This window comes from Empedobacter sp. GD03739, from assembly GCF_029843245.1.
GTDB lineage: Bacteria > Bacteroidota > Bacteroidia > Flavobacteriales > Weeksellaceae > Empedobacter > Empedobacter falsenii_B.
Map to the genome: position 1 here is coordinate 29,707 of NZ_JAOCHX010000004.1, position 23,081 is coordinate 52,787.

Annotated in this window: 21 protein-coding genes and 1 pseudogene; 12 read left to right on the forward strand and 10 right to left on the reverse strand. The window is 31.9% G+C overall.

Annotated elements, in window-relative coordinates:
- Positions 1-21: 21 nt before the first annotated feature.
- On the forward strand, positions 22-1,158 hold the full coding sequence (gene bshA, locus N5E64_RS02425; protein WP_125348800.1) for an N-acetyl-alpha-D-glucosaminyl L-malate synthase BshA: 1,137 nt from the start codon (positions 22-24) through the stop codon (positions 1,156-1,158).
- Positions 1,159-1,360: 202 nt separating this feature from the next.
- Positions 1,361-3,799 carry an endopeptidase La gene (gene lon, locus N5E64_RS02430; protein ID WP_280035558.1) on the forward strand — a complete coding sequence of 813 codons (2,439 nt, stop codon included), beginning with the start codon at positions 1,361-1,363 and terminating at the stop codon, positions 3,797-3,799.
- A gap of 60 nt (positions 3,800-3,859) precedes the next feature.
- On the opposite strand, the gene N5E64_RS02435 is transcribed toward lon, so the two are convergent.
- From N5E64_RS02435 to rlmD, 4 genes are all read right to left on the reverse strand, one after another.
- Positions 3,860-4,141: a GIY-YIG nuclease family protein gene (locus N5E64_RS02435; protein WP_125348802.1), complete on the reverse strand. Its 282-nt coding sequence runs from the start codon at positions 4,139-4,141 to the stop codon at positions 3,860-3,862.
- A 205-nt stretch (positions 4,142-4,346) separates the two neighbouring features.
- Positions 4,347-5,033 (reverse strand): DUF6048 family protein, encoded by a 687-nt coding sequence (locus N5E64_RS02440; protein ID WP_280035559.1) that lies wholly within the window; start codon positions 5,031-5,033, stop codon positions 4,347-4,349.
- Positions 4,987-5,604 (reverse strand): DUF6452 family protein, encoded by a 618-nt coding sequence (locus tag N5E64_RS02445; RefSeq protein WP_280035560.1) that lies wholly within the window; start codon positions 5,602-5,604, stop codon positions 4,987-4,989. Before N5E64_RS02445 ends, N5E64_RS02440 begins: the two co-directional genes overlap by 47 nt.
- 18 nt (positions 5,605-5,622) lie before the next feature.
- On the reverse strand, positions 5,623-7,041 hold the full coding sequence (rlmD, locus tag N5E64_RS02450) for a 23S rRNA (uracil(1939)-C(5))-methyltransferase RlmD (protein ID WP_221856669.1): 1,419 nt from the start codon (positions 7,039-7,041) through the stop codon (positions 5,623-5,625).
- 420 nt (positions 7,042-7,461) lie between these two features.
- Between rlmD and cysD the strand changes: the two genes are divergently transcribed.
- The 6 genes from cysD to N5E64_RS02480 are packed head-to-tail and all read left to right on the forward strand — an operon-like array spanning position 7,462 to position 15,294.
- Entirely contained in the window at positions 7,462-8,370 is a 909-nt protein-coding gene (cysD, locus tag N5E64_RS02455; protein WP_114999573.1) for a sulfate adenylyltransferase subunit CysD, read from the forward strand.
- A 51-nt stretch (positions 8,371-8,421) separates the two neighbouring features.
- Positions 8,422-9,657 carry a sulfate adenylyltransferase subunit 1 gene (locus N5E64_RS02460; protein WP_280035563.1) on the forward strand — a complete coding sequence of 412 codons (1,236 nt, stop codon included), beginning with the start codon at positions 8,422-8,424 and terminating at the stop codon, positions 9,655-9,657.
- A 42-nt stretch (positions 9,658-9,699) separates the two neighbouring features.
- A complete protein-coding gene (gene cobA / locus N5E64_RS02465; RefSeq protein WP_280035564.1) occupies positions 9,700-10,512 on the forward strand; it encodes a uroporphyrinogen-III C-methyltransferase in 813 nt (270 codons plus the stop codon).
- A complete protein-coding gene (locus tag N5E64_RS02470; protein WP_280035565.1) occupies positions 10,502-12,160 on the forward strand; it encodes a sulfite reductase flavoprotein subunit alpha in 1,659 nt (552 codons plus the stop codon). The genes cobA and N5E64_RS02470 overlap by 11 nt, the downstream gene beginning before the upstream one ends.
- Positions 12,161-12,179: 19 nt before the next feature.
- A complete protein-coding gene (locus N5E64_RS02475; RefSeq protein ID WP_280035567.1) occupies positions 12,180-13,832 on the forward strand; it encodes an NADPH-dependent assimilatory sulfite reductase hemoprotein subunit in 1,653 nt (550 codons plus the stop codon).
- Between the two features lie 19 nt (positions 13,833-13,851).
- Positions 13,852-15,294, forward strand: coding sequence for a TSUP family transporter (locus tag N5E64_RS02480; protein ID WP_280035569.1), 1,443 nt, complete (start codon positions 13,852-13,854; stop codon positions 15,292-15,294).
- A gap of 84 nt (positions 15,295-15,378) precedes the next feature.
- On the opposite strand, the gene N5E64_RS02485 is transcribed toward N5E64_RS02480, so the two are convergent.
- Positions 15,379-15,903: a hypothetical protein gene (locus tag N5E64_RS02485; protein WP_280035570.1), complete on the reverse strand. Its 525-nt coding sequence runs from the start codon at positions 15,901-15,903 to the stop codon at positions 15,379-15,381.
- An 809-nt stretch (positions 15,904-16,712) separates the two neighbouring features.
- Between N5E64_RS02485 and N5E64_RS02490 the strand changes: the two genes are divergently transcribed.
- Positions 16,713-18,413 (forward strand): tetratricopeptide repeat-containing sensor histidine kinase, encoded by a 1,701-nt coding sequence (locus tag N5E64_RS02490; RefSeq protein ID WP_280035571.1) that lies wholly within the window; start codon positions 16,713-16,715, stop codon positions 18,411-18,413.
- A 14-nt stretch (positions 18,414-18,427) separates the two neighbouring features.
- The gene (locus tag N5E64_RS02495) at positions 18,428-19,093 is read left to right on the forward strand and encodes a response regulator (protein ID WP_280035572.1); all 666 of its coding nucleotides are present in this window, start codon (positions 18,428-18,430) and stop codon (positions 19,091-19,093) included.
- Here the strand turns inward: N5E64_RS02495 and N5E64_RS02500 are convergent.
- The 5 genes and pseudogenes from N5E64_RS02500 to N5E64_RS02520 all read right to left on the reverse strand — a co-directional run.
- A pseudogene (locus N5E64_RS02500) lies at positions 19,090-19,623 on the reverse strand (LysR family transcriptional regulator); the annotation flags it as partial. The gene N5E64_RS02495 and the pseudogene N5E64_RS02500 overlap by 4 nt on opposite strands.
- A gap of 15 nt (positions 19,624-19,638) precedes the next feature.
- Entirely contained in the window at positions 19,639-19,773 is a 135-nt protein-coding gene (locus tag N5E64_RS02505; protein WP_280035573.1) for a hypothetical protein, read from the reverse strand.
- Positions 19,774-19,863: 90 nt separating this feature from the next.
- Positions 19,864-20,520 carry an SCO family protein gene (locus N5E64_RS02510; protein WP_219035054.1) on the reverse strand — a complete coding sequence of 219 codons (657 nt, stop codon included), beginning with the start codon at positions 20,518-20,520 and terminating at the stop codon, positions 19,864-19,866.
- Positions 20,513-20,809, reverse strand: coding sequence for a YHS domain-containing protein (locus N5E64_RS02515; protein WP_038332307.1), 297 nt, complete (start codon positions 20,807-20,809; stop codon positions 20,513-20,515). The genes N5E64_RS02510 and N5E64_RS02515 overlap by 8 nt, the downstream gene beginning before the upstream one ends.
- A gap of 68 nt (positions 20,810-20,877) precedes the next feature.
- Positions 20,878-21,183 (reverse strand): hypothetical protein, encoded by a 306-nt coding sequence (locus N5E64_RS02520; RefSeq protein WP_125348816.1) that lies wholly within the window; start codon positions 21,181-21,183, stop codon positions 20,878-20,880.
- Between the two features lie 254 nt (positions 21,184-21,437).
- On the opposite strand from N5E64_RS02520, the gene ppk2 (N5E64_RS02525) reads away from it, so the two are divergent.
- Together ppk2 (N5E64_RS02525) and ppk2 (N5E64_RS02530) are read left to right on the forward strand one after the other, a co-directional pair.
- A complete protein-coding gene (ppk2, locus tag N5E64_RS02525; protein ID WP_312150877.1) occupies positions 21,438-22,244 on the forward strand; it encodes a polyphosphate kinase 2 in 807 nt (268 codons plus the stop codon).
- A 17-nt stretch (positions 22,245-22,261) separates the two neighbouring features.
- Entirely contained in the window at positions 22,262-23,080 is an 819-nt protein-coding gene (ppk2, locus tag N5E64_RS02530) for a polyphosphate kinase 2 (RefSeq protein WP_125348818.1), read from the forward strand.
- The last annotated feature ends 1 nt before the right edge of the window (position 23,081 follow it).

A 23,081-nucleotide genomic window follows, 5' to 3' on the forward strand; every position in this document is an offset into this window, starting at 1 on the left:
TTGTCTAAATAAAAATCGCGAATGAAAATAGGAATTGTATGCTATCCAACCTATGGAGGGAGTGGAATTGTGGCAACAGAACTGGGAATGGATTTAGCGGAAAAAGGTCATGAAGTACATTTTTTTAGCACAAATGTTCCTGCGAGATTAAACATCAAATTACCAAATATATACTTTCATCGAATTCATGTCGAAACGTATCCATTGTTTCAATATCAGCCATACGATTTGGCGTTGAGTACAATTTTGTATGATAAAGTTTTGCATTACGAATTAGATTTGGTTCATGTACATTATGCGATCCCGCATGCGTATGCGGCGTATTTTACGAAACAAATGTTGGCTCGAAAGGGGTATAAATTACCAATTGTAACAACGTTGCACGGAACAGATATTACGTTGGTAGGGAAACATCCTGTGTATAAAACGGCTGTTGAGTTTTCGATCAATGAATCGGATGCTGTAACGTCAGTTTCCGAAAGTTTGAAACAAGATACTTTACAAGCATTTGACATTACAAATGAAATAGAAGTAGTGCCAAATTTTATTGATAATGATCAATATTTGCCAGAGAAATGTGTGTGTTGTCGTGATAATTTTGCGCAACCAAAAGAGAAGGTAATTTTGCACACTTCAAACTTGAGAAAGGTAAAACGTATTGAAGATGTAATTGGAACGTTTAATTTGATCCAGAAACAAATTCCATCGAAATTGATTATTGCTGGAGAAGGTCCTGAATGGGATATGGCGGATCAAATGATTCAAGAATTTGGAATTCAAGATAAAGTGAAAAGTCTTGGAATGGTAAGTGACTTGAATGATGTTTTGAAAGCGGCAGATTTATTCCTTTTACCGTCTGAACAAGAAAGTTTTGGATTGGCAGCACTTGAAGCTATGGCGGCAAGTGTTCCGGTTATTTCGTCCAATGCAGGCGGAATTCCAGAAGTAAATATTAACGGAGTCACTGGTTTTGTTTGCCCAGTAGGAGATATCGAAATGATGGCAGAAAAAGCGATTTATATTTTAGAGGACGAAAAGCGTTTGGCAGAGTTTAGTTATCAAGCAAAAGAACAAGCGATACGATTTGATAAAACGAATATTCTTCCGCAATATGAAGAATTGTACCGCAAAGTAATTGCAAAATCTAAAATCGGGTAAATCCCGATTTTTTTTATTCATCCTCATTCAAAACCTTTATTGAAAAACTGACAATATATTTTATTGGCATAACGTTTGACTTATTTATACTCGCTTTTCTAAATGCTTTAGACAAGATTCAAATCTTAATAATGTTGTTATTATGAAAGGCTTTCGTCAGTTAAAAATAGTTTTACTGACACTTTGAACGTATAAAAAAATTATGAACATAGACAATTTGTCATTAGCACAAGTAATGGAAGAAGAAATCGAATTAATTCCTTTGATGAGTAAAGACGAAGAAAGTAAGCTAAATAAGCAAGATATTTCTTCGGTATTGCCTATTTTATCGTTAAGAAACACTGTCTTATTTCCGGGTGTGGTTGCGCCAATTACCGCGGGTAGAGATAAATCTATACAACTTTTAACACAAGCTTACAAAGAAGATCGCATTATTGGAGTGCTTTCGCAGAAAGAAATTGCTGTGGAAGATCCTACACAAGACGATTTGTATACAGTTGGTACAGTTGCGAAAATCATGCGAATGATAAAATTGCCAGATGGAAACATTACGGTGATTTTACAAGGGATGAAACGCTTCAAAGTTAAAGAATTTGTTTCAAATGATCCTTATTTTAAGGCAGAAGTAGAAATTCTGACAGAAAAAGTTCCGACTTCACGCAACAAAGAATATCCAATTATTATTGAATCAATTCGTGATTTGGCTTTTCAGATTGTAGAAGAAAATCCGATGTTGCCTTCGGAAGCTGCAGGAGCTATAAAAAGTATTGAAAGTAATACGTTTTTAATCAACTTTGTCGCGTCTAATTTGACGTTGAGTTTAGATGAAAAACAATTGTTGTTAGAAATTTCTGATATGAAACTTCGCGCAATGGAAGTGATGCGTTTTATGAATGTTGAGCTTCAGAAATTGGAGTTGAAAAATACAATTCAGAATAAGGTTCGCAAAGAATTAGATCAACAACAAAAAGAATATTTCTTAAATCAACAAATCAAATCGATTCAAGAAGAATTAGGAGGAAATTCGACAGAAGAAGAAATTAATGAAATGCGCAAACGTGCTTTAACGAAAAGTTGGAGCGAAGATGTAGCAAATCATTTTGATAAAGAAATCAACCGTCTTTCTCGTCTAAATCCGCAAATGCCAGAACATAATATTCAGCGTAATTACCTTGAATTTATGTTGGATTTACCTTGGAATACCTTGACAAAAGATAACTTTGATATCAAGAATGCAAAGAAAATTTTAGATCATGATCATTATGGTTTAGAAGATGTGAAAGAACGCATTTTGGAGCATCTTGCTGTGTTGAAATTGAAAGGAGATATGCGTTCGCCAATTCTTTGTTTGTATGGACCTCCGGGTGTTGGTAAAACATCGTTGGGGAAATCTATTTCAGAAGCGATTGGGCGCAAATATGTACGTATGTCGTTGGGTGGTTTACACGATGAATCTGAGATTCGTGGTCATCGTAAAACCTATATTGGAGCGATGCCAGGAAGAATTTTACAGTCAATCAAAAAATCTGAATCGTCGAATCCGGTTTTTGTTTTAGATGAGATTGATAAAATGTCGGCTAGTGCGCATGGAGATCCTTCATCAGCAATGTTAGAGGTTTTAGATCCAGAGCAAAATTCAACTTTTTATGATAATTTCTTAGAAATTGGCTACGATTTATCGAAAGTATTTTTCATTGCGACAGCTAATAATATTGGAGATATTCCAAGTCCGTTACGCGATCGTATGGAGATGATTAATATTGCAGGTTATACAATCGAGGAAAAATCTGAAATCGTAAAACGTCACCTTCTACCAAAACAATTAACAGAACATGGCTTAAAAGAGAAAGATGTTGTGTTAGGTAAAAAAGAAATCGAATATTTGATTACGGGTTATACGCGCGAATCGGGAGTTCGAAAATTGAATCAGAAAGTTGCAAAATTGGTTCGTTCAGCTGCAAAACATATTGCGTTGGAAGAAGAGTTTAATGCTAAATATTCAATCGAAGATATTTCTAAAATTTTAGGACCTTCTATTACACCAGATCAATATGAGAATAATGAGGTACCTGGAGTTGTAGTAGGTTTAGCTTGGACAAGTGTTGGTGGAGATATTTTATTTATCGAATCTATTTTATCAAAAGCGAAAAATGGAGGACTTTCGATTACAGGAAATCTTGGAACTGTGATGAAAGAATCTGCGACAATTGCGTTAGAATATATCAAATCGCATGCGGATGAATTGGGAATTAAACCAGAAGTTTTCGAGAATTATAAAGTTCATATTCACGTTCCGGAAGGAGCAACGCCAAAAGATGGACCATCTGCCGGAATTACAATGTTGACGTCTTTGGTTTCGTCTTTTACACAACGAAAAGTAAAAGCAAAATTAGCAATGACAGGTGAGATCACACTTCGTGGAAAAGTGTTGCCAGTTGGCGGAATTAAAGAGAAAATTTTAGCGGCAAAACGTGCAAATATCAAAGAAATTATTTTGTGCGAAGATAACCGAAAAGATATTGAAGAAATTAAAGCAGAATACGTAAAAGGAATGACTTTTCATTTTGTAAAAGAAATGAAAGAAGTTTTGGATATTGCTTTAACGAATCAAAAAGTAAAAGGAGCAAAGGTTTTGGATTAATCTATAAATCTTTTTAGAACATATAAAAAGGAACTCAATTTAGAGTTCCTTTTTTGTTTATTATAGAATACTAATATCTTCTAAATTTGGATTTTTAGATTTAATTAAATTAATTTTCCATTCCCGTTTCCAATTTTTCAATTGCTTTTCTCTTAACATATCTTGACTAATTGAAGTAAAATCTTCAAAATAAATTAATGATTTTACATTGTATTTTTGAGTGAAAGCTGAACCAATTCCTTCTTTATGAGCTTCTATTCTTTTAATTAAATTGTTGGTAACTCCAATATAAAAAACAGTTCGATATTTGTTTGTAAGTATATAAACATAATATATTTTCATAAGAATTCCTTATATGATATGTTCCTGAAACGAGTTCAGGATGACTTCGTTAGATAAACTAATTTAAGGATTATTAATGATAATGTAGAGAAAGAATGTCAAGCTGAATTCATTTCAGCTTCGCATCAACATAAAAGGAACTCAATTTAGAGTTCCTTTTTTTGTATACTTTATCTTAACTTTAGTCTAAATCTTAACCTTAGTTTTACTTTATCTTATAAGCAATTCCCCAAAAAACAGGCATATTAAAAGGACCACTATATTTCCCATAACCAGGAATAACCAAAGGATCAATTCCTTGATCTTTTTTACCACCAATATAAGCTGCAGGATGTAAGGCTAATTCACCATAAAAATTCTTAAAAATCTCTACACGTCCACCGACAACAGCTTCTATCCAATAACTACTTACATTCGCTTTTGGCAAACTTCCTGTCCCTATAATCTCATTTGATTGTAAATCTCTAATCGGATAACTATTGATGGTTTGCGAATATTTAGAATACGCAATTCGTCCACCAATGTAAATTCCGTTCGATTGATTTTCGATATCTTGCGTTATAAACCAGTTTGCACCAAGTTTTGCAAAAACGCCGTCAACATCAACATCCCAATTGATTTCATTGAAATTATTTTTCTCGAAACCAGCTTCTACAACGGCATGCCACTTATTATTGATTTGATAAGAAGCATAAGCGCTAACTCCTTTTTTATCGTTGAAAGCAGAAACAATTGGATTGAAAACGTCTACACCGATAAAAATATCGTGGTATTTTTTTTTGAGAATAGAATCTGTAACCGAAACTTTTGTTGAATCAGTTTTATTTTCTTGACCAAATGCAAAATTAATTGCGCTCGTCAGCAAAAAGCTTAATAATAGTTGTCGAACCATCTTTAATTTCAGTATTTACAGTTTCTATTTTCTTTATCCAATTTCCAGCTCCATTTCCAGTTTTTGTTACCAATTTTACATCAACTCCTTTAAAAGTTAATCCAAAACCACAAGCTTTAGAAGTATAGCCATTTCCAAGCGTATCGTATTTTAAAATCAATCGATCACGTTTTGCAGGAATTGTTCTGATGACTTTACCCGTTATAGAATCTTTTACATCTATATCTGGACCTTGCGCTATAGTATAGTAAATCTCTTTTTTACTATTTTGACGCAAAGCAATTCCGAAACTTGTTTTCCCTAAAGCAGAATTTTTTTCGATTAAGACAGTATCTTTACTCGTTCCTGTAGCTTCTCTAATTCCTTTCGTAATCGAATCATTATAAACATACGCCCAATAATAAATAGAATCTTCCAAAGGAACATTAGTTCCATCATAATACATATCAGCAACCATGCGTGGAACATCACCTTCGTCGGTACAAATATCATCATCTTCACAACTATAAAATGCTAAAGAAATTATAGAAGCAAAAATTGAGTAGGCTAGAAAACGTTGAATATTTTTCATTTTTTTTTTGATTGAATTTTAAATTCGCTCTAAAAGTACAATATTTTCTACATGATGTGTTTGTGGAAACATATCAACTGGCTGAACTTTAACAATTTTATATTGATCTTTCATCAATTCTAAATCACGCGCTTGAGTAGCAGAGTTACACGAAACATAAACAACACGTTTTGGATTCATGAACAAAATATTTTCAACCACTTTTTTATGCATTCCATCACGTGGAGGATCAGTAATAATTACATCTGGAATTCCGTGTTCGTTAATGAAATCTTGATTCAATACATCTTTCATATCACCACAATAGAAATCACAATTATCAATTCCATTAAATTTTGCTGCCGCTTTTGCTGCATCAATTGCTTCTTGAACAGATTCTACACCAACTACTTTTTTCGCTTTTTTCGAAACGAATTGCGCAATTGTTCCAGTTCCAGTATATAAATCGTATACTAATTCATCTCCAGTTAAACCTGCAAAATCACGTGTTAATTTATATAATTCGTAAGCTTGTTCTGGATTTGTTTGATAGAAAGATTTTGGACCAATTTTGAAGTTCAAATCTTCCATCTTTTCCATAATATGATCATCTCCAGCAAAAACTTCGATATCTAAATCATAAACAGAATCGTTTTGTTTTGGATTGATTGCATACAATAAAGATGTGATTTCAGGGAATTTATCTTTCAAGTTTTGTAAGAAAGCTTCACGATTTTCTTTCTCTTCTCGGAAGAATTGAACCAAAACCATTACTTGTCCATTCTGAGAAGTACGAATCATTAATGTTCTTAATAAACCTTCTTGATTTTTTAAATCGAAGAAATCTAAATGATGCTCTAATGCAAAACGTTTTGCTTCGACACGAATCGCATTAGAAGGATCACGTTGCAAGTGACATTTTGTAACATCCAAAACTTTAGACCAAGCACCAGGAATATGGAATCCAACTACGTCACGGTCGTCAAATTCTTTCCCTGATTGAATTTCTTCTAACGTTAACCAACGTGCATTAGAAAAAGTAAACTCTAATTTATTACGGTAAAAATATTGTTCTTTAGAACCTAAAATTGGAACAATTTCAGCATCTAAATCTTTGAAACCTCCGATACGAACCAAATTGTTAACCACTTCGTCATGCTTAAATTTTAATTGCGCATCATAGCTCATATCTTGCCATTTACAACCACCGCAAACACCAAAATGCTCACATTCTGGCTGAACGCGATAAGGAGATTTTGTGTGAATTTCGATTGCTTGTCCTTCTAAATAGCTGCTTTTTTTCTTCAAAACGTGTACATCTACAACGTCTCCTGGAATTGCGCCTTTTATCAGAACCGTTTTCCCTTCCTCTGTTTTACCAACCGATACACCTTTTGCACCAGCACGTAAAACTTCTATATTATTTAATATGATTTTTTGTTTCGCTTTTCTTGACATTTTGCAAAGGTAAGGAAGTCCCCGAAATATTCAATTTTTTATCTTTTTTTGGAATCAATCTTTGTATTTTAAATAATATTTTTATTTTTACAATATAAAATCTATCGGTTTTATAGGTTATTATTTTGTTTGATAAATTTATTTAGAATAATTTTCATAAAATAGTTTAAAAAATAGGTTTGTTATTTAAATTATTCTATTAATTATATTTATTTAGAAAAATAATATAATTTTGAAATCAGAAATAAAACAAGAAAAAATGAAAAATTTAGTATTTAATATGTCAATGTATATGTGCCACTCGTTAAAAGAGGAGGAATATATTGTGACGTATTAATTACGAAAATAATAATTCATGAACTCCTCCAAAATTTTGAGGAGTTTTTTATTGTCAAAAAATAAGTTAGAAAGTTAGAAAGAATGTCAAGTCAAGAAAAAAATTATTTAAATCAACTAGAAGACGAAGCAATCTACATTTTGAGAGAAACAGCTGCTCAATTTGAGCGTCCAGCATTGTTATTTTCAGGAGGAAAAGATTCTATTGTTTTGATTCATTTAGCTTTGAAAGCCTTTCGTCCAGGGAAATTTCCTTTTCCTTTAGTACACGTAGATACAGGACACAATTTTCCTGAAGCGATAAAATTTAGAGATTATTTAGTCAATAAAATTGGCGAAAAATTGATTGTTGCTTCTGTAGAAGATGCTATAAAAAAGTATAATCTGAAAGAAACTGCTGGCCGTTTTCCTTCTCGTAATGCCTTGCAAACGTATGCGTTGTTAGATGTAATCGAAGAAAATGAATTTGATGCATGTATTGGAGGAGCACGTCGTGATGAAGAAAAAGCACGTGCAAAAGAACGTATTTTCTCGGTTCGTGATGATTTTGGTCAATGGGATCCTAAACTTCAGCGTCCAGAATTGTGGAATATTTTGAATGGAAGAATTGAAAAAGGACATAATGTACGTGTTTTTCCGATTAGCAATTGGACAGAATTAGATGTTTGGAATTACATAAAACAAAATAACATCGAATTACCAAATTTATACTTTGCCCACGAGCGCGAATGTATTGTTTACAATGATAAATTAATTGCGACTTCAGATTTTATTCAGCCAAATGCAGACGATGAGGTTGTCGTAGAAAAAGTACGTTACAGAACGGTTGGTGATATGACGTGTACAGCGGCTGTACCTTCGGATTCTTCTACGATTGACGATATCATTACTGATATTATTAATACAAGAATTAGCGAAAGAGGACAAACTCGTTTGGATGATCAATTATCAGAATCGGCAATGGAAGACCGTAAAAAACAAGGTTATTTCTAAGTCAAAATTTTTTTAAACAAAACTCTATAATATCTATAGGAATTAAGTAAAATGATTACATTAAAATTTATAACAGCAGGAAACGTAGACGATGGTAAAAGTACTTTAATAGGACGTTTACTTTACGATTCGAATAGTATTCACACCGATCAATTGGGTGTTTTAGAAAAACGTAAATCAAATGAAGACGACGAAATTGATTTGTCTTTGATCACAGATGGTTTACGTGCCGAGCGCGAACAAGGAATTACAATAGACGTAGCGTACAAATATTTTTCGACTGCAAAACGAAAATTTATTATTGCAGATGCGCCTGGACATGAGCAATACACGCGAAATATGATTACAGGTGCTTCAAATTCAGAGTTGATTATTATTTTGGTTGATGCACGTAAAGGAATCACTTCTCAAACAAAACGTCATGCAAGTATTGGATCGTTAATGGGAATTAAAAAAGCAATTATCGCCATTAATAAAATTGATTTGGTTGATTATTCACAAGATATTTTCGAAAAGATAAAAAATAATTTTCAACAAATTCAAGATCAATTGAATTATGATGAAGTAACTTTTATTCCAGTTTCTGCTTTGGTTGGCGATAATATTGTCGAAAAATCTGCAAAAACGCCTTGGTACAATGGAGAAACATTATTGCATCAATTGGAAACAATTTCGATTGAAACAGATAAAAATTTAGCAGCTCGTTTTCAGGTTCAATGGGTAATTCGTCCAAAAGATGAAGAGCATCACGATTATAGAGGTTATGCGGGGCAAATTTTGAGTGGAGCCTACAAAGTTGGGGATTCTATTAAAGTTTATCCATCAAATATCGAATCAAAAATTGTTAAAATAGAACGTCATTTGGAAGAAGTACAACATGCTGAAGCAGGAGAAAATGTTGTGATTCATCTCGAAAATAATATAGATATCAGTAGAGGAGACACAATTGTAAAAACTTCCGAAGAACCGCAAACTACAAATGTGCTAAAAGCGTGGATTTGTTGGTTAGACAATAATGCATTACAACAAGGAAAAACGTATGTGTTGCAACATCGTTTTCATTCGGTTCGTGCAAAAATCAAAACAATCGATCAACAATGGGATATTAATAATTGGGAATTTATTCCATCTGAAGAAATCAAGTTAAATGATATTGGACAAGTGGTTTTAAAAACAAATCAACCTTTATTTTTTGATTCTTTCAAAGAAAATATTCATACAGGAAATGCCATTTTGATTGACGAAACAACAAAAAATACAGTCGCAGCTTTGATGTTTATTGATTAAAACATCAATTAAATCTTATCAATCAACTAATTTATTACAAACATGCAAACAACAATAGGAAAAGTAATTTTGGCCGGTGCTGGTCCAGGAGATCCAGAATTGGTGACACTCAAAACATTAAATTATATCAAAAAAGCCGATGTTATTTTGACAGATCGTTTGGTTTCTCCAGTGTTAATAGATGTATATGCGGCGAAAGATGCGTTGGTTATTTATGTCGGAAAACAATGTTCGAAAGGAATTCACACGCCTCAAAAAGATATCAACGACTTGATGATTGAGTTTGCAATGCAAGGAAAATTAGTGGTTCGATTGAAAGGAGGTGACGCTTCGCTTTTCTCTAATATTTTGGACGAATTAGAAACCTTGAAAAAAAATCATGTTCCGTACGAAATAATTCCAGGGATTTCGGCTGCTTTTGGTGCTGCTGCTTACACGGGAATTCCGTTGACAGCACGAAATCATTCGAAAGGAGTTCGCATGTTGACGTTGTGCGATTTGAAATCTATTGACGATAAACAATGGAAAGATTGGGCAAAAACGTCAGATACATTGGTTTTTTATATGAGTGGACAACGTTTACAAACTTTAGCCGATCAGTTAATTTTGAATGGAATTGATACCGAAAAAGGTTTAGCAGTTATTCAACAAGCGACAACTCCAGATCAGAAAACGCAAGTGTTTACTTTTGAAAATATTGTAGAAAATCATTTACCAACCTTTGATTTTGTACCAACTTTAATTATCGTTGGTCATGTTGTCAATTTGCATCAATCATTCGCTTGGTTAGATGAACAACCAACTTCCAATTCATATTTTGATAACTATAAAACAACAATTTCTTATGCTAGCTAACGAAAAATTGAACTTAGTAAAAAGTTTAGTCAAAGAATTATCACGTGACGAAATTATTTGGACAAATGGTTATTTGGCTGGATTAGTTGCAAATCAAACACAAGAAGTACCGCAAGAACAAAGAGTTTTAACCTCAATCAAACCTACAATAATCTATGGAACTGAAACAGGAAATGCGAAGAAATTAGCTAATCAATTACTTGGAATTTTTAAGAAGAATAAAATTCAAGCCAAAGCGATTGATGCGTTTCAATATCCACTGGAAAAAATTGAAAAAGAAGAATTTTTAATTCTAATTTTTAGTACGCAAGGAGATGGAGATTTACCTCAAAATGCACAAAAATTTTATGATAATTTGAGCAATTCTGACCTAAAATTAAATCAAACAAAGTTTGCTGTTTTTGGTTTGGGCGATACGTCTTATCCGTTTTTTTGTAAATCAGGAGAAGAAATTGATGAATTATTCGAAAAACTTGGTGCGCAACGCGTTTTTGATTTGGTAAAAGTAGATTTAGATTATCAGGAAATTGCCGAAAATTGGTTTGCTGAAATTTTAAAAACTATTCAATCAGAAAGAAGTTCAACAAATGTTCAACCTCAAAAATTACAAAGTTCTTCTACGCAGAAAAAATCGTACGAAGGAATTGTAAAGCATAAAATTGTTTTGAACGATAGAGGTTCAAACAAAGAAACATATCATATCGAAATTGCAGTTGATGAGCAAGTAGATTACGAACCTGGCGATGCTTTGGGTGTTTATCCAAAAAATAATCAAACCGAAATTTTAACGATTGCAAAATTTTTCAATGAAGAAAATCGCGCAAAAGAACTTGAAGAAAAAAATATTAGAGCACTTTCTAAAAAATCAATCGATCAATTTGCAACAATTTTGAATGTAGAAATTCTTGAAACTAAGATTGATTTAATTGATTTATTATCAAAATATTATTCGTCAGAATCTACAATGAAATTTGATGATATTTTAGATCTTTTGCATCCGATTGCGCCACGTTTATATTCGATTTCATCATCGAATGAAGCACATGATAACGAAATTCATTTAACGGTTAGTCTGAATACTTTTTCAGTTTCAGATCAACAAAAAACTGGATTATGTTCTCAGTTTTTAGCAGATTTTGAGCAAGATAAATCCATAGAATTTTACATTCATAAAAATATAAACTTCAAACTTCCAGATGAAAATCAGTCGGTGATTATGATTGGTCCGGGAACTGGAATTGCGCCTTTTCGTAGTTTTTTGACACATCGCGATGCAATTGGCGCAGAAGGTAAAAACTGGTTGTTTTTTGGTGAGCAACATTTTGTTTCGGATTTCTATTATCAAACTGAAATTCAGGAATGGCTTTCAACAGGAGTTTTAAGCAAATTAGATACAGCTTTTTCGAGAGATCAAAAACATAAAATTTATGTGCAAGATCGAGTGAAAGAACGAGGAAAAGAACTTTACAATTGGTTAAACGAAGGTGCGTATTTGTATGTCTGCGGTCAAAAAGACGGAATGAGTACAGATGTAGAAAGTGCTTTGATCGAATTAATAGCAAAAGAATCAAATCAAGATGAGGTTTCAGCGAAAAATTTTCTGGAACAATTGGAAGAAGAAGGTCGCTACCAAAAAGATGTTTACTAATCAACCAATAACTAATAAAATGAGTATAGAAAAACAATCTCCTATAGAAGGAATTAAAATAAAAAGTGACGGACTTCGCGGTACGTTAAAAGAAAGTATAGAGCTAGATAATCACACTGGAAATGTACGTGCAGATGACGAAGCTTTGGTGAAATTTCACGGAATGTATGTGCAAGATGATCGCGATAGACGAGAAGAACGCGCAGAAAAAAAGTTAGACAAATTGTATTCGTTTATGATTCGTTTGCGTATTCCGGGTGGAATTATTGACGCTGATAAGTGGTTGGCAATTCATGAAACTTCTGAACAATATGGAACAGGCGTTTTGAAAATTACAACGCGTCAAACCATTCAATTGCACGGAATTTTGAAACATCAATTGCGCCCAACTTTACAATCTTTTGACCAAGCAAAGTTAGATTCTATTGCGGCTTGTGGTGATGTGAACCGAAATGTAATTGCGAGTTCTCATCCGTTGGTTTCGTCTATTCATGCTCAAATTCATGCATATGCAGATAAATTATCAAAACATTTGTTGCCTAAAACACAAGCTTATTATGAGATTTTTGTGGATAATGAAAAGATTTACGAACGCGAAACAGAGAAAGATGATTTGTACGAAGACCGCTATTTACCCCGAAAATTTAAAATTGCAATTGCTATTCCGCCAACTAATGATGTAGATGTTTTTGCAAATGATTTGGGACTGATTGCGATTATCGAAAATAATGAATTGAAAGGTTTCAATATCGCTGTTGGTGGAGGTTTGTCTACAACTCACGGAAATCCAAATACATATTCGCGTTTAGCAACCGAAATTGGTTTTGTTGATTCTGAAGAAAAAGTGTTGAAACTGGCTTATGAAGTGTTGACAATTCAGCGTGATTTTGGGAATCGTGGAGATCGAAAATTAGCGCGATTAAAATATACAGTTGATAAATTAACGGTTGATGGTTTCAAGTCTGAATTAGAAAAACGTGTTGGTTTTAAATTAGAGCCTTCTCAGTCCTATCAATTTACGGAGCGTTCTGATATTTATGATTGGCGACAAGTGAATAACGGAATGTGGTATTACACTTTGTTTGTGGAGAATGGAGTTGTTCAGCCAAATCAGAAAGCATTTTTACATGAATTGGCTTTATTAAATATCAATAATTTCATTTTTACAGCGAATCAAAATTTATTGTTAGGTGAAATTTCAACTGAAAATAAAGCTAAAGTTGAACAGCTTTTAGAAAAATATTCTATTCACAAAGATATTAGTGAACTTCGAAAAAATTCGATGGCGTGCGTGGCTTTACCAACTTGTCCATTGGCTTTGGCAGAAGCACAGCGTTATTTACCAGAATTAGTGACTAAAATAGAACCTTTGCTAGAAAAACATCAACTTCAAAATGATGATATCTCGATTCGTATGACGGGCTGTCCAAATGGTTGTGGTCGTTCGTATGTTTCGGAGATTGGTTTTGTCGGAACTTCTGCTGGACATTATAATTTGATGTTGGGAGGAGATCGATATGGTGTTCGTTTGAACAAAATTTACAAAGAAAAAGTAAATGAAGCAGAGATTTTGAATGAATTAGATCAAGTTTTCGAAAGTTATACAAATGAAAAAATAGACAATGAAACATTCGGAGATTTTACCTATCGAAAATATTTTTCGGTTAATTAGTTAAATCGCTTTAAGAACAATGAAAAATAATTTATTCCCGATATTTTTAAAAACAGAACATTTGCGCTTCCTGATTGTTGGAGGAGGAAATGTAGGATTAGAAAAGGTTTCGACGCTAATCAAACAAAATCCTTCAGTCAATTTGAAAGTTGTAGCAAAGGAATTTAAACAAGAATTGAAAGATGTTTTTTTGCAATATCCATCAATTCAACATGAAACTCATGCGTTCGAATCGAGTGATTTGGAAGATGTAGATTTAGTGATTGTCGCAACCGATAATAATGAAACTTCGAGAGAAGTGAAGCAAAAAGCAAATGCAAAAGGAATTTTGGTTAATGCAGCTGATCAGCCCGATTTGTGCGATTTTTATTTAGGTTCGATTGTGAATAAAGGTCATCTTAAAATTGCGATTTCCACAAATGGACAATCTCCTGTTATGGCAAAACGTTTGAGAGAATATTTTTCTGATGTTATTCCAGATTCAATTGATGAAAACATTGAAAGTTTAAATAAAATTAGAAATAATCACAAAGGAGATTTTAATCAAAAACTAACCGATTTGAATCATTTAACTTCTTCATTTGAAGGAAAAAAATCGACTAAAAAATACAAACGTTTAGTAACCGAAATTACATTGATATTTTTTGCATTATTCTTAGGATATGCTTTGTCATCAATCGTAAGTTTTTCGGAAGCGAAAGATTTTGTGATTCACATTCCAAATGTTTTTTACATTATGTTGGCTGTTGGTTTTTTCGCTCAAATGGTCGACGGAGCCGTTGGTTTGGGATATGGTGTAACCTGTTCCACAAGTATGATGTTGTTTGGCGTTAATCTGCCTTCAATAAGTGGTAGTATTCATACTGCCGAAATGTTTTCGAGCGGAATTAGTGGTTTTTCGCATTATAGATTTGGAAATGTAAACAAAAAATTATTGGTTGCTTTGGCTATTCCAGGCGTTATTGGAGCAGTTTCGGGATCATTATTATTGGTTTATTTGGGAAACAAATACGAAACCATTACTTACGGAATATTGGCTTCGTACACCTTAATCATCGGAATTCGATTAATTATTTTAGCATTCAGAAAAAAAATCGAACGCAAAAAAGTAAAACGAGTTGGATTTTTAGGATTTGCCGGAGGTTTTTTAGATGCTTTTGGTGGTGGAGGTTGGGGACCTGTCGTGACATCAACTTTATTAGCAAAAGGAAAAAAATCAAACTTAGTAGTAGGAACAGTTAGTTTAGCCGAGTTTTTTGTGACACTTTCTGCATCGTTGACTTTTTTTGCAGCTTTGGGTGTAAGTCACGGTTTTATCATTGCAGGTTTAATAATTGGAGGAGCTTTAGCAGCGCCAATTGCAGCGAAATTAGCAGGCAAAATACCTCAGAAAGTTGCTATTTTGGCTGTAGCTTTTTTAGTTATCACATTTAGTATTCGTATTCTTTTTAAAATTTTCTAAATTTTATATATCATTTCTAACAATCAAAACACTCTTCATCTCGCATGTTGAGTGTTTTTTTATTGTTCATTATTTAAGACATATTTAGTTAAAAATATATTTTGTGACAGGTTTCAATGTTTTGCCATTTTCAGGATGTAAACCGTAATTTGTATAAAATTCTACTTCACTATTTTTCTTTGTATACCAAACTTTATCAAGTGCATTTTCAAAATTTAAAGTATCAGGTTTTGTGATTTTCTTCAATTGAAAAACAGTTTCGTTATATGGAACAGCATTCATTTGAGGTGAAGTTTCTTCGCATTCGATTTCTTCATAATGATTTTCTTTCCAAACCATACAAGACGAATTTTGATTGATTGAATTAAGAAATAATCCTCCGCTAGCCAAAATCATAGCAATACCACTTCCAGCAATTACTTTATTTCGTTGAAGTTTTATTTTCTGAAAGAAATTATTCTTTTTTGATGGAAGATTAATTATTGATTCTTCTTCAGAAATATTATTATCTATTATTGGTTCTACGGATGCGATTTCTTCTACATTAACTTCTTTTTCTTCATTTTTTTGTCTGCTGATTTTTTTGATTAAAATCTCCAAAACTTTCATAACCGATATAATGAGCAAGAATGTTTAATAAATCAGGACTTATTTCCTTCTTTAAATTATTTTCTTTCACGAAATCATCAAAATATCTTGAAAAAGATTTGCTTGTTATAGGATAATTATAATCATCTGAAATTACTTTTTCTAAATGCACAGACATTCCATTTTTACTTCAACTCCCAAATTCATTTTTTGCTTTCTCAAAAACTTTTTCGAATAGATATTTTTTCGTAGACATTTCATTTTTAATTCTTTTACAAAGTAGACAAATTTTGGACAAAATAAATTACGGTTTCCCGTAAAACGGGCTGTCCAATAATTGTCCAAAACTTGTCCATTGTTTGTCTAACAGCGACTTTGTGTTCTGTATTTACTTTGCAATAGAAATCAAAACAAAAACAAAAAACTTGATTTCTGAAAACGTAGTCTCGAAAATAGTTGAGGTGATTTGAAGGGAAGCATTTTTCCTGAATTGTTCTCAAGGCTACAAAAAACTTCCCACTAAAGAAGCGCTTCTTTTTTTCTCGTGTACACTACTTGCAATCTGTTTTGTGAGGAAGAGCACCTATATCAAAAAATTAAAAATTTAAGCTATGTTACAATTATTATTCGCTTTATTAGGATTCTTTTTTCCAAATCAAAATGCAAACACAATTTAACAAGATCAACATCCAGTTGTACAAACTTCATCAGATAGTATAGATGGTGATACAAATGGTGAAACAGGAAGTACACCTCCAAAAAAATAAACTAAATGCGGATAGAGAAATCTATCCGTTTTTTATTTAGCTTTATTGAGTAAATACAATGATTTGAGAAAAATTTTATTTTTTTATTTTATACTTTTTATTATTTCATGTCAACAGTCTAAAAACAAAGAGATTGAGCAGGATAATTTAGATAATAAAGCTTATGATAAAGCATGGAAGTTTTATGAAAAACAAGAGAATGATAGTGCTTATGTTTATTTTAATAAAGCATATTCAGAATTTATAAAACTGAATAACAAACATCAAGCATCAAAATGTTTGATAAATATGGCTTTTATTTCTAAAGATCAAGGAGATTGGTTTGGAAGCCAAGAATTAATTATTTCTTCGGTAAAATTATTAAACCCTAAAATAAGTGAAGAAAAAGAAACACTTTCTAGTGCATATAATATTTTAGGGCAAACTTCTCATGATTTAGGAAATTTTAATGATGCTATAGATTATTATCAAAAAGCAATTGATTTTTCTAAAGAAAAAGATGTTTATATTATCAATCAAAATAACATTGCAAATAGTTATCGTTACGATAAGCAGTATGATGAAGCGATAAAGATTTACCAAGAATTACTAAAAGATAAGAATACAATTGAAAATCCAAAAGAATATGCGCGAATTACTGATAATTTAGCATATACCAAATGGTTAAAAGACAATAAGTCCAATGTTATAAATGAATTAAATAAAGCGTTAAATATTAGATTAAAGGAAAATGATTTGTGGGGACAAAATGCAAGTTATGCGCATTTAACAGATTATTTTTCAAATTTAGATCATAAAAAAGCCTTGGACTATGCTTATAAAAGAAAACAAATTGCTTTCGAAAATAAGAGTGTGGGCGATAAATTAGAAGTTTATCAACAACTTATTTTATTAGAAAATCCTACAAATGCAAAACAATATTTTGAAGCTTATCAAAAGCTAAACGATAGTATTCAGTTAGAACGTAACAGAGCGAAAAATCAATTTGCGTTGGTGCGTTATGATTCGGAGAAAAATCGTGCAGATTTTTTGAAAGCTGAAGCAGAGAATGAAAAGAAGAAAAATGATATTTTAAAACTTTATATTCTAATCGGTTTATTGATCGTTTTGTTTGTTTTTGGATATTTTTTGTACAGAAAAAGAAAGCAAAAATTAGAGCAAGAGAAAGTTTTGTTGCAACAAGAAAAGGTTTTGGAAGTCAAAAAAACAGAATTGAAATATTCTAAAAAAGTACACGATAAAGTGGCGAACGGAATTTATCATGTGATGTCTGATATTGAGAATAAATCAGAATTTAATCGTGATCAAATTTTAGATAAATTGGAAGTTGTTTATGAAATTTCGCGCGATATTTCTTATGACAAAATCGATGAAAATCAACAAGAAAATTTTGCAGAAAAATTAGCACAATTGATAAGTTCTTATGATTCGGAACAAGTCAAAATATATTTGATTGGAAATGAAAAAGAACTTTGGAGAAACGTAAAAGATTATGCTAAAACAGAGGTTTTTTTGGTGATGCAAGAATTGTTGACGAATATGAAAAAACATAGCGAAGCTTCACGAGTTATATTAAATTTTAAAGAAGAAAATCAGCAAATTATCATCAATTATTCGGATGACGGAATTGGAATTTCGGATTTAAAACCTAAAAATGGTTTGCAAAATACGGTTTCACGTATTTCTAATCTAAACGGAGATGTTATTTTTGAAACTGAAAATGTGAATGGTCTAAAAATTAAGATCAAATTTCCAATTCAATAACCTAAATAAAAAGTATGTTTAAAAAAGTATTAATTGCAGAAGATTTTGAGAGTTTTAATATTTCGGTTCAGAAAGTTTTAAAAGATTTACATGTAGAAAATCCTGATTATGCTTTTTATTGTGATGATGCATTCTTGAAAGTAAAAAAAGCATTACACGACAATCAACCTTATGATTTATTGATTTCTGATTTGTCTTTTGAAGAAGATCATCGCGAGCAAAACTTGAAAGGAGGAAGAGATTTAATTGAAGCAGTAAAAGCGATTCAGCCAAATTTGAAAGTGATTGTTTTTTCGGTAGAAAAGAAAGCGGATATGGTAGATAATCTTTTCAAAGAATACCATATAGATGGGTTTGTGGCGAAAGGAAGAGAAGATTCGAAAGAGTTGAAAAAAGCGATACAAACTGTTTTTGCGGGCGGAATGCATTTGGAATTGGACATGAAACGTAGTATCAAACAAAAAAATACGTATGAAATAACTTCGTATGATGTTACGTTAGTTTCTTTGCTTTCGAATGGAATTTTGCTAAAAGATATTTCAAATCACTTAAAACAAAATAATATCAAACCTGCAAGTCTAAGTAGTGTAGAAAAGAGATTGGGCTCATTAAAAGAGTCGCTACAAATTACAAGTAATCATCAATTGGTTGCGTTTTTCAAAGATTTGGGAAGTATTTAACCCAAATCTTTACACCATTTATCTACAAAAATCTGTTGCAATTGCTCAATTTCTTTTTCGTAAATCGTATTTTTTCGTGAACCAAAATAGAGTGTATTTTCCAACGGTTTTTCACCTTGCCAAACCAATTTTATTTTACCAGAATTTAGTGCTTCTTGACATAAAAAGTCGGGAACAATAGAAAAGCCATTTCCATCGCTCAAACAACGAATAATAGAACTGATATTTGGGACAATATAATTTGGTTTGAAATCTGGATGTTCTTTAAAATTTTCTTTCCAAAAATGTTGCTCCGCAGCAGCTAATTTTTGAATCGGTTCTAAAATAAAATTATACAAAATTTTTCCTTTTTCAGTCGGAACCATTTTTCGCGCCGATCGATCAAATAATTTGTAGCCTGTATAGGCTTCTAACGAATTGAGATGTAAGATAACACCAGGTTGTGAAATAAATAATTGTTGTGCAGCAGCAGATAAAGTTCCAGTTTCGTAAATTGCTTTAAACGTTCTGAACCATTCAAGATTTGATTGCTTAACTTCTAAATTTTAATTTTCATCATAAGGTAAATCGTCAGGATCTACATCAATATAATCGGGGTTTGGTAAGGTCGAAAGTCGATACGCTTTTATTGTTTTCAAATCCAATAAATTTGCTTTTACAACATGATGCATTCCGTCCATCAATTTTCCATAAGGACAAACAATAATTTGCTGTGATTTAGAAAATTATAATTAAAACAAAACCCTCCATTTTTAGGAGGGTTTTAAATTTTATTCTGCAAGAAGTTTTTTTATATCTTCTTTTAAAAATTCTATTTCAGGATGATATTTTCCAGCTAGAGAAGGTTCTTTTCCTTCAGGATCTTTGTAATTCAGTCCCGAATAAAACAGTATTGGAACACCCATTTTATCATATCGACTTCTGATATTTCCTTGTTTATCAACCAATGCAAGTTTTCCGCTGTGATTTAGACCTTCGGCAGTTGTTTCGTCTTTTCCAACATAAATATTGAATTTATCCGAAAGTTGCTCAATTTCTTCTCGATCCGAAGTCAAATAATGCCAATTCGGTGATTTTACACCAATTTGTTTTGCATATTCTAACAATCGTGCAGGTGTATCTCGTTTTGGATCAATTGTAATCGAAATAAAACCAAGGTTTGCATCATTTATTTCATCTTCTATTGTGCGTAAATTGTTACTCATTACTGGGCAAATCGTTGGACAACTTGTAAAGAAAAATTCTACAACGTACACTTTTCCTAACATATCACGATTTGTAATCGTTTGATTATTTTGATTTGTCATCGAAAATTCCGGAACTTTCATTACCGTGTAAAGTTCATCTTTAGGCTTATTTTTTAGCCAAAAAACAGTTCCTATAACGCCTAAAATAATAACAATAACGGCTATTAATTGTTTATTCATGGATATGTTTTTCAGGATTTTTTAGAAACTCTTCTTTGCACATTGTCGAACAAAAACCATACGTTTTTCCTTGGTAATTAGCTGTGTCACTCAAATGATCTGCAGTTTTCATTCCGCAAATTGGATCAACTTCGTTCACAACCGCAATATCCAATTTAGTTACAGCTTTCATTTCTTCGTGAGAAACATGCTTTACTTCAAAATTCTCTTGTTTTGTTTGCTCTTTATTACAAGAAAATAATGCAAACCCTAATACTATTAAAGAGAATATATTTTTTAAATTTTTCATTTTAAATTGTTTATTTGTTTTTAATTAATTGTTATCTGATTCTATAGTTTAGATTTATTAAAGAAAAATTAAACAATTGGAGGATGAAAAACTAAACGAATAATATAGTTAGAATTAATATCTTGATAATGATCAGTTGATAATTTATTTTTTTGCGTAAAATACTTTTTTGGAGAAATAATTTGTTTTTGAGGAACAATCGCATCTAAAATTTTGACCGAATTTTTGACAAAATGATTTTCTGGCTGATTCTTTTCACTTTTCGAAATTTCTTCTTTCAAATAGCAAAAACCATTACAAAGTAATTCGGGTTTTTCTCGATTTTCACAAAGTTCATTTGCGATTTCTTCATAATTCAAAACATAATCTATCATCGGCATTAAAGGACGAAATGCGATAGAAAATATGAGTGATATGAAAAATAGTATGCGCAAAAAACTAATTTATTGTCAAATTTAACCAAATTGATTGAGGTTGAATATGATAAAATTTATGATTTTAAAAGAAAGATTTATCATAATCTTCACTTTTATGTTCTGTAAAATTTTTACCTTAAAAAAGATTTTACAATCTATAAATATTTATGAAAAAAAGTAAGATTTTAGATTTTACAACAACCGAAGAACTAATGCATTTTTTGGTCGAAAATCAAGAAGAAAATCCTCTCTATAAAAATGTGATAAAGAAGTTTGAATATGAAAATGAGTTACTAAAACTGCAATCAGAGTTAGTAAATCTTCAAAATTGGATTTCGACAGAAAAGAAAAAAGTTGCAATCATTTTCGAAGGACGAGATGCTTCAGGAAAAGGAGGTACAATTCGCCGTTTTCGCGAGCATCTTAATCCGCGTTCTATGCGTGTTGTTGCATTGAATAAACCTACAGAAGTCGAACAAAATCAGTGGTATTTTAATCGTTATATCAAAGAGTTACCAAATGCTGGTGAAATTGTTTTTTTTGACAGAAGTTGGTACAACAGAGCAGTTGTAGAGCCAGTTATGGGATTTTGTACCGAGCAACAATATGAGCAATTTATGGTGCAAGTTTCAGAATTTGAACATATGTTGTACGAATCAGGGACATATATTGTCAAATTGTGGTTTTCTGTGACTAAAGAGGAGCAGCAAACACGTTTTGATTCGAGGTTAAATAATCCGCTTAAAAAGTGGAAATATAGTCCAGTCGATGCAAAAGGACAAGAGCTTTGGGATGAATTTTCGCATTATATCAATCAAATGTTTACGCGCACGCACAACTCTTTTTCGCCTTGGATTATTGTCAACGCAAATGATAAAAATACGGCAAGATTAGAATCTATTCGTTATGTGCTTTCTTTGTTTAATTATAAAGGAAAAGAGGATGCCGAAGTAAATTTAATGGTAGATCCAAATGTGATTGAACGTTATTATCGAATGGTAAAAGAATTGAATCATTAATTTTAAATTGTAAGAAAATGGAGCTAAAACCGAAAGATTTAAAATTAATCGAAACCAAAAAAGGTCTTGTTGGACTTTTACAATCTGATCATGGAAAGTTGAATTTTGCGAAAGCCTTGCGTACTGTAAAATATGAAAATAGGATAGAGCAATTACAAGAAGAATTGATAAAATTACAAACTTGGGTAGCCGAAAATAAACGAAAAGTTGTGATTGTTTTTGAAGGTCGAGATGCAGCTGGGAAAGGAGGTGCAATTCGTCGAATTGTAGAACATCTAAATCCTCGTGAACATAGAATTATAGCACTGCCAAAGCCTAATGAAGTAGAACGAGGACAATGGTATTTTCAACGTTATGTTCGTCAGTTACCACGTGCAGGAGAAATTGTTTTTTTTGATAGAAGTTGGTACAATAGAGCTGTTGTAGAGCCTGTAAATGGGTTTTGTACACAAGAGGAATATGAAACTTTTATGAACGAGGTAAATGATGTCGAGAAAATGTGGATTAATTCGGGAATATATTTGATTAAAATTTATTTTTCGATTACAAAAGAACAACAAGCAAAACGTTTTGCAGATATTGTAAATTCACCAACCAAACGATGGAAGTATAGCTCTGTAGATCAAAAAGCGCAAGATTTGTTTGATGTTTATTCAGCTTATAAAGATGTAATGTTTACGAAAACAAATACAGATTTTGCTCCTTGGAAAATCATTGATGCCAACAAAAAGTACAAGGCTAGAGTAGAGGCGATGGAATATATTTTGTCTAAAATACCTTATGATGATAAAAATAAACGTATTTTGAAACATCAAAACTTAGAAGAAGAAAATTAAT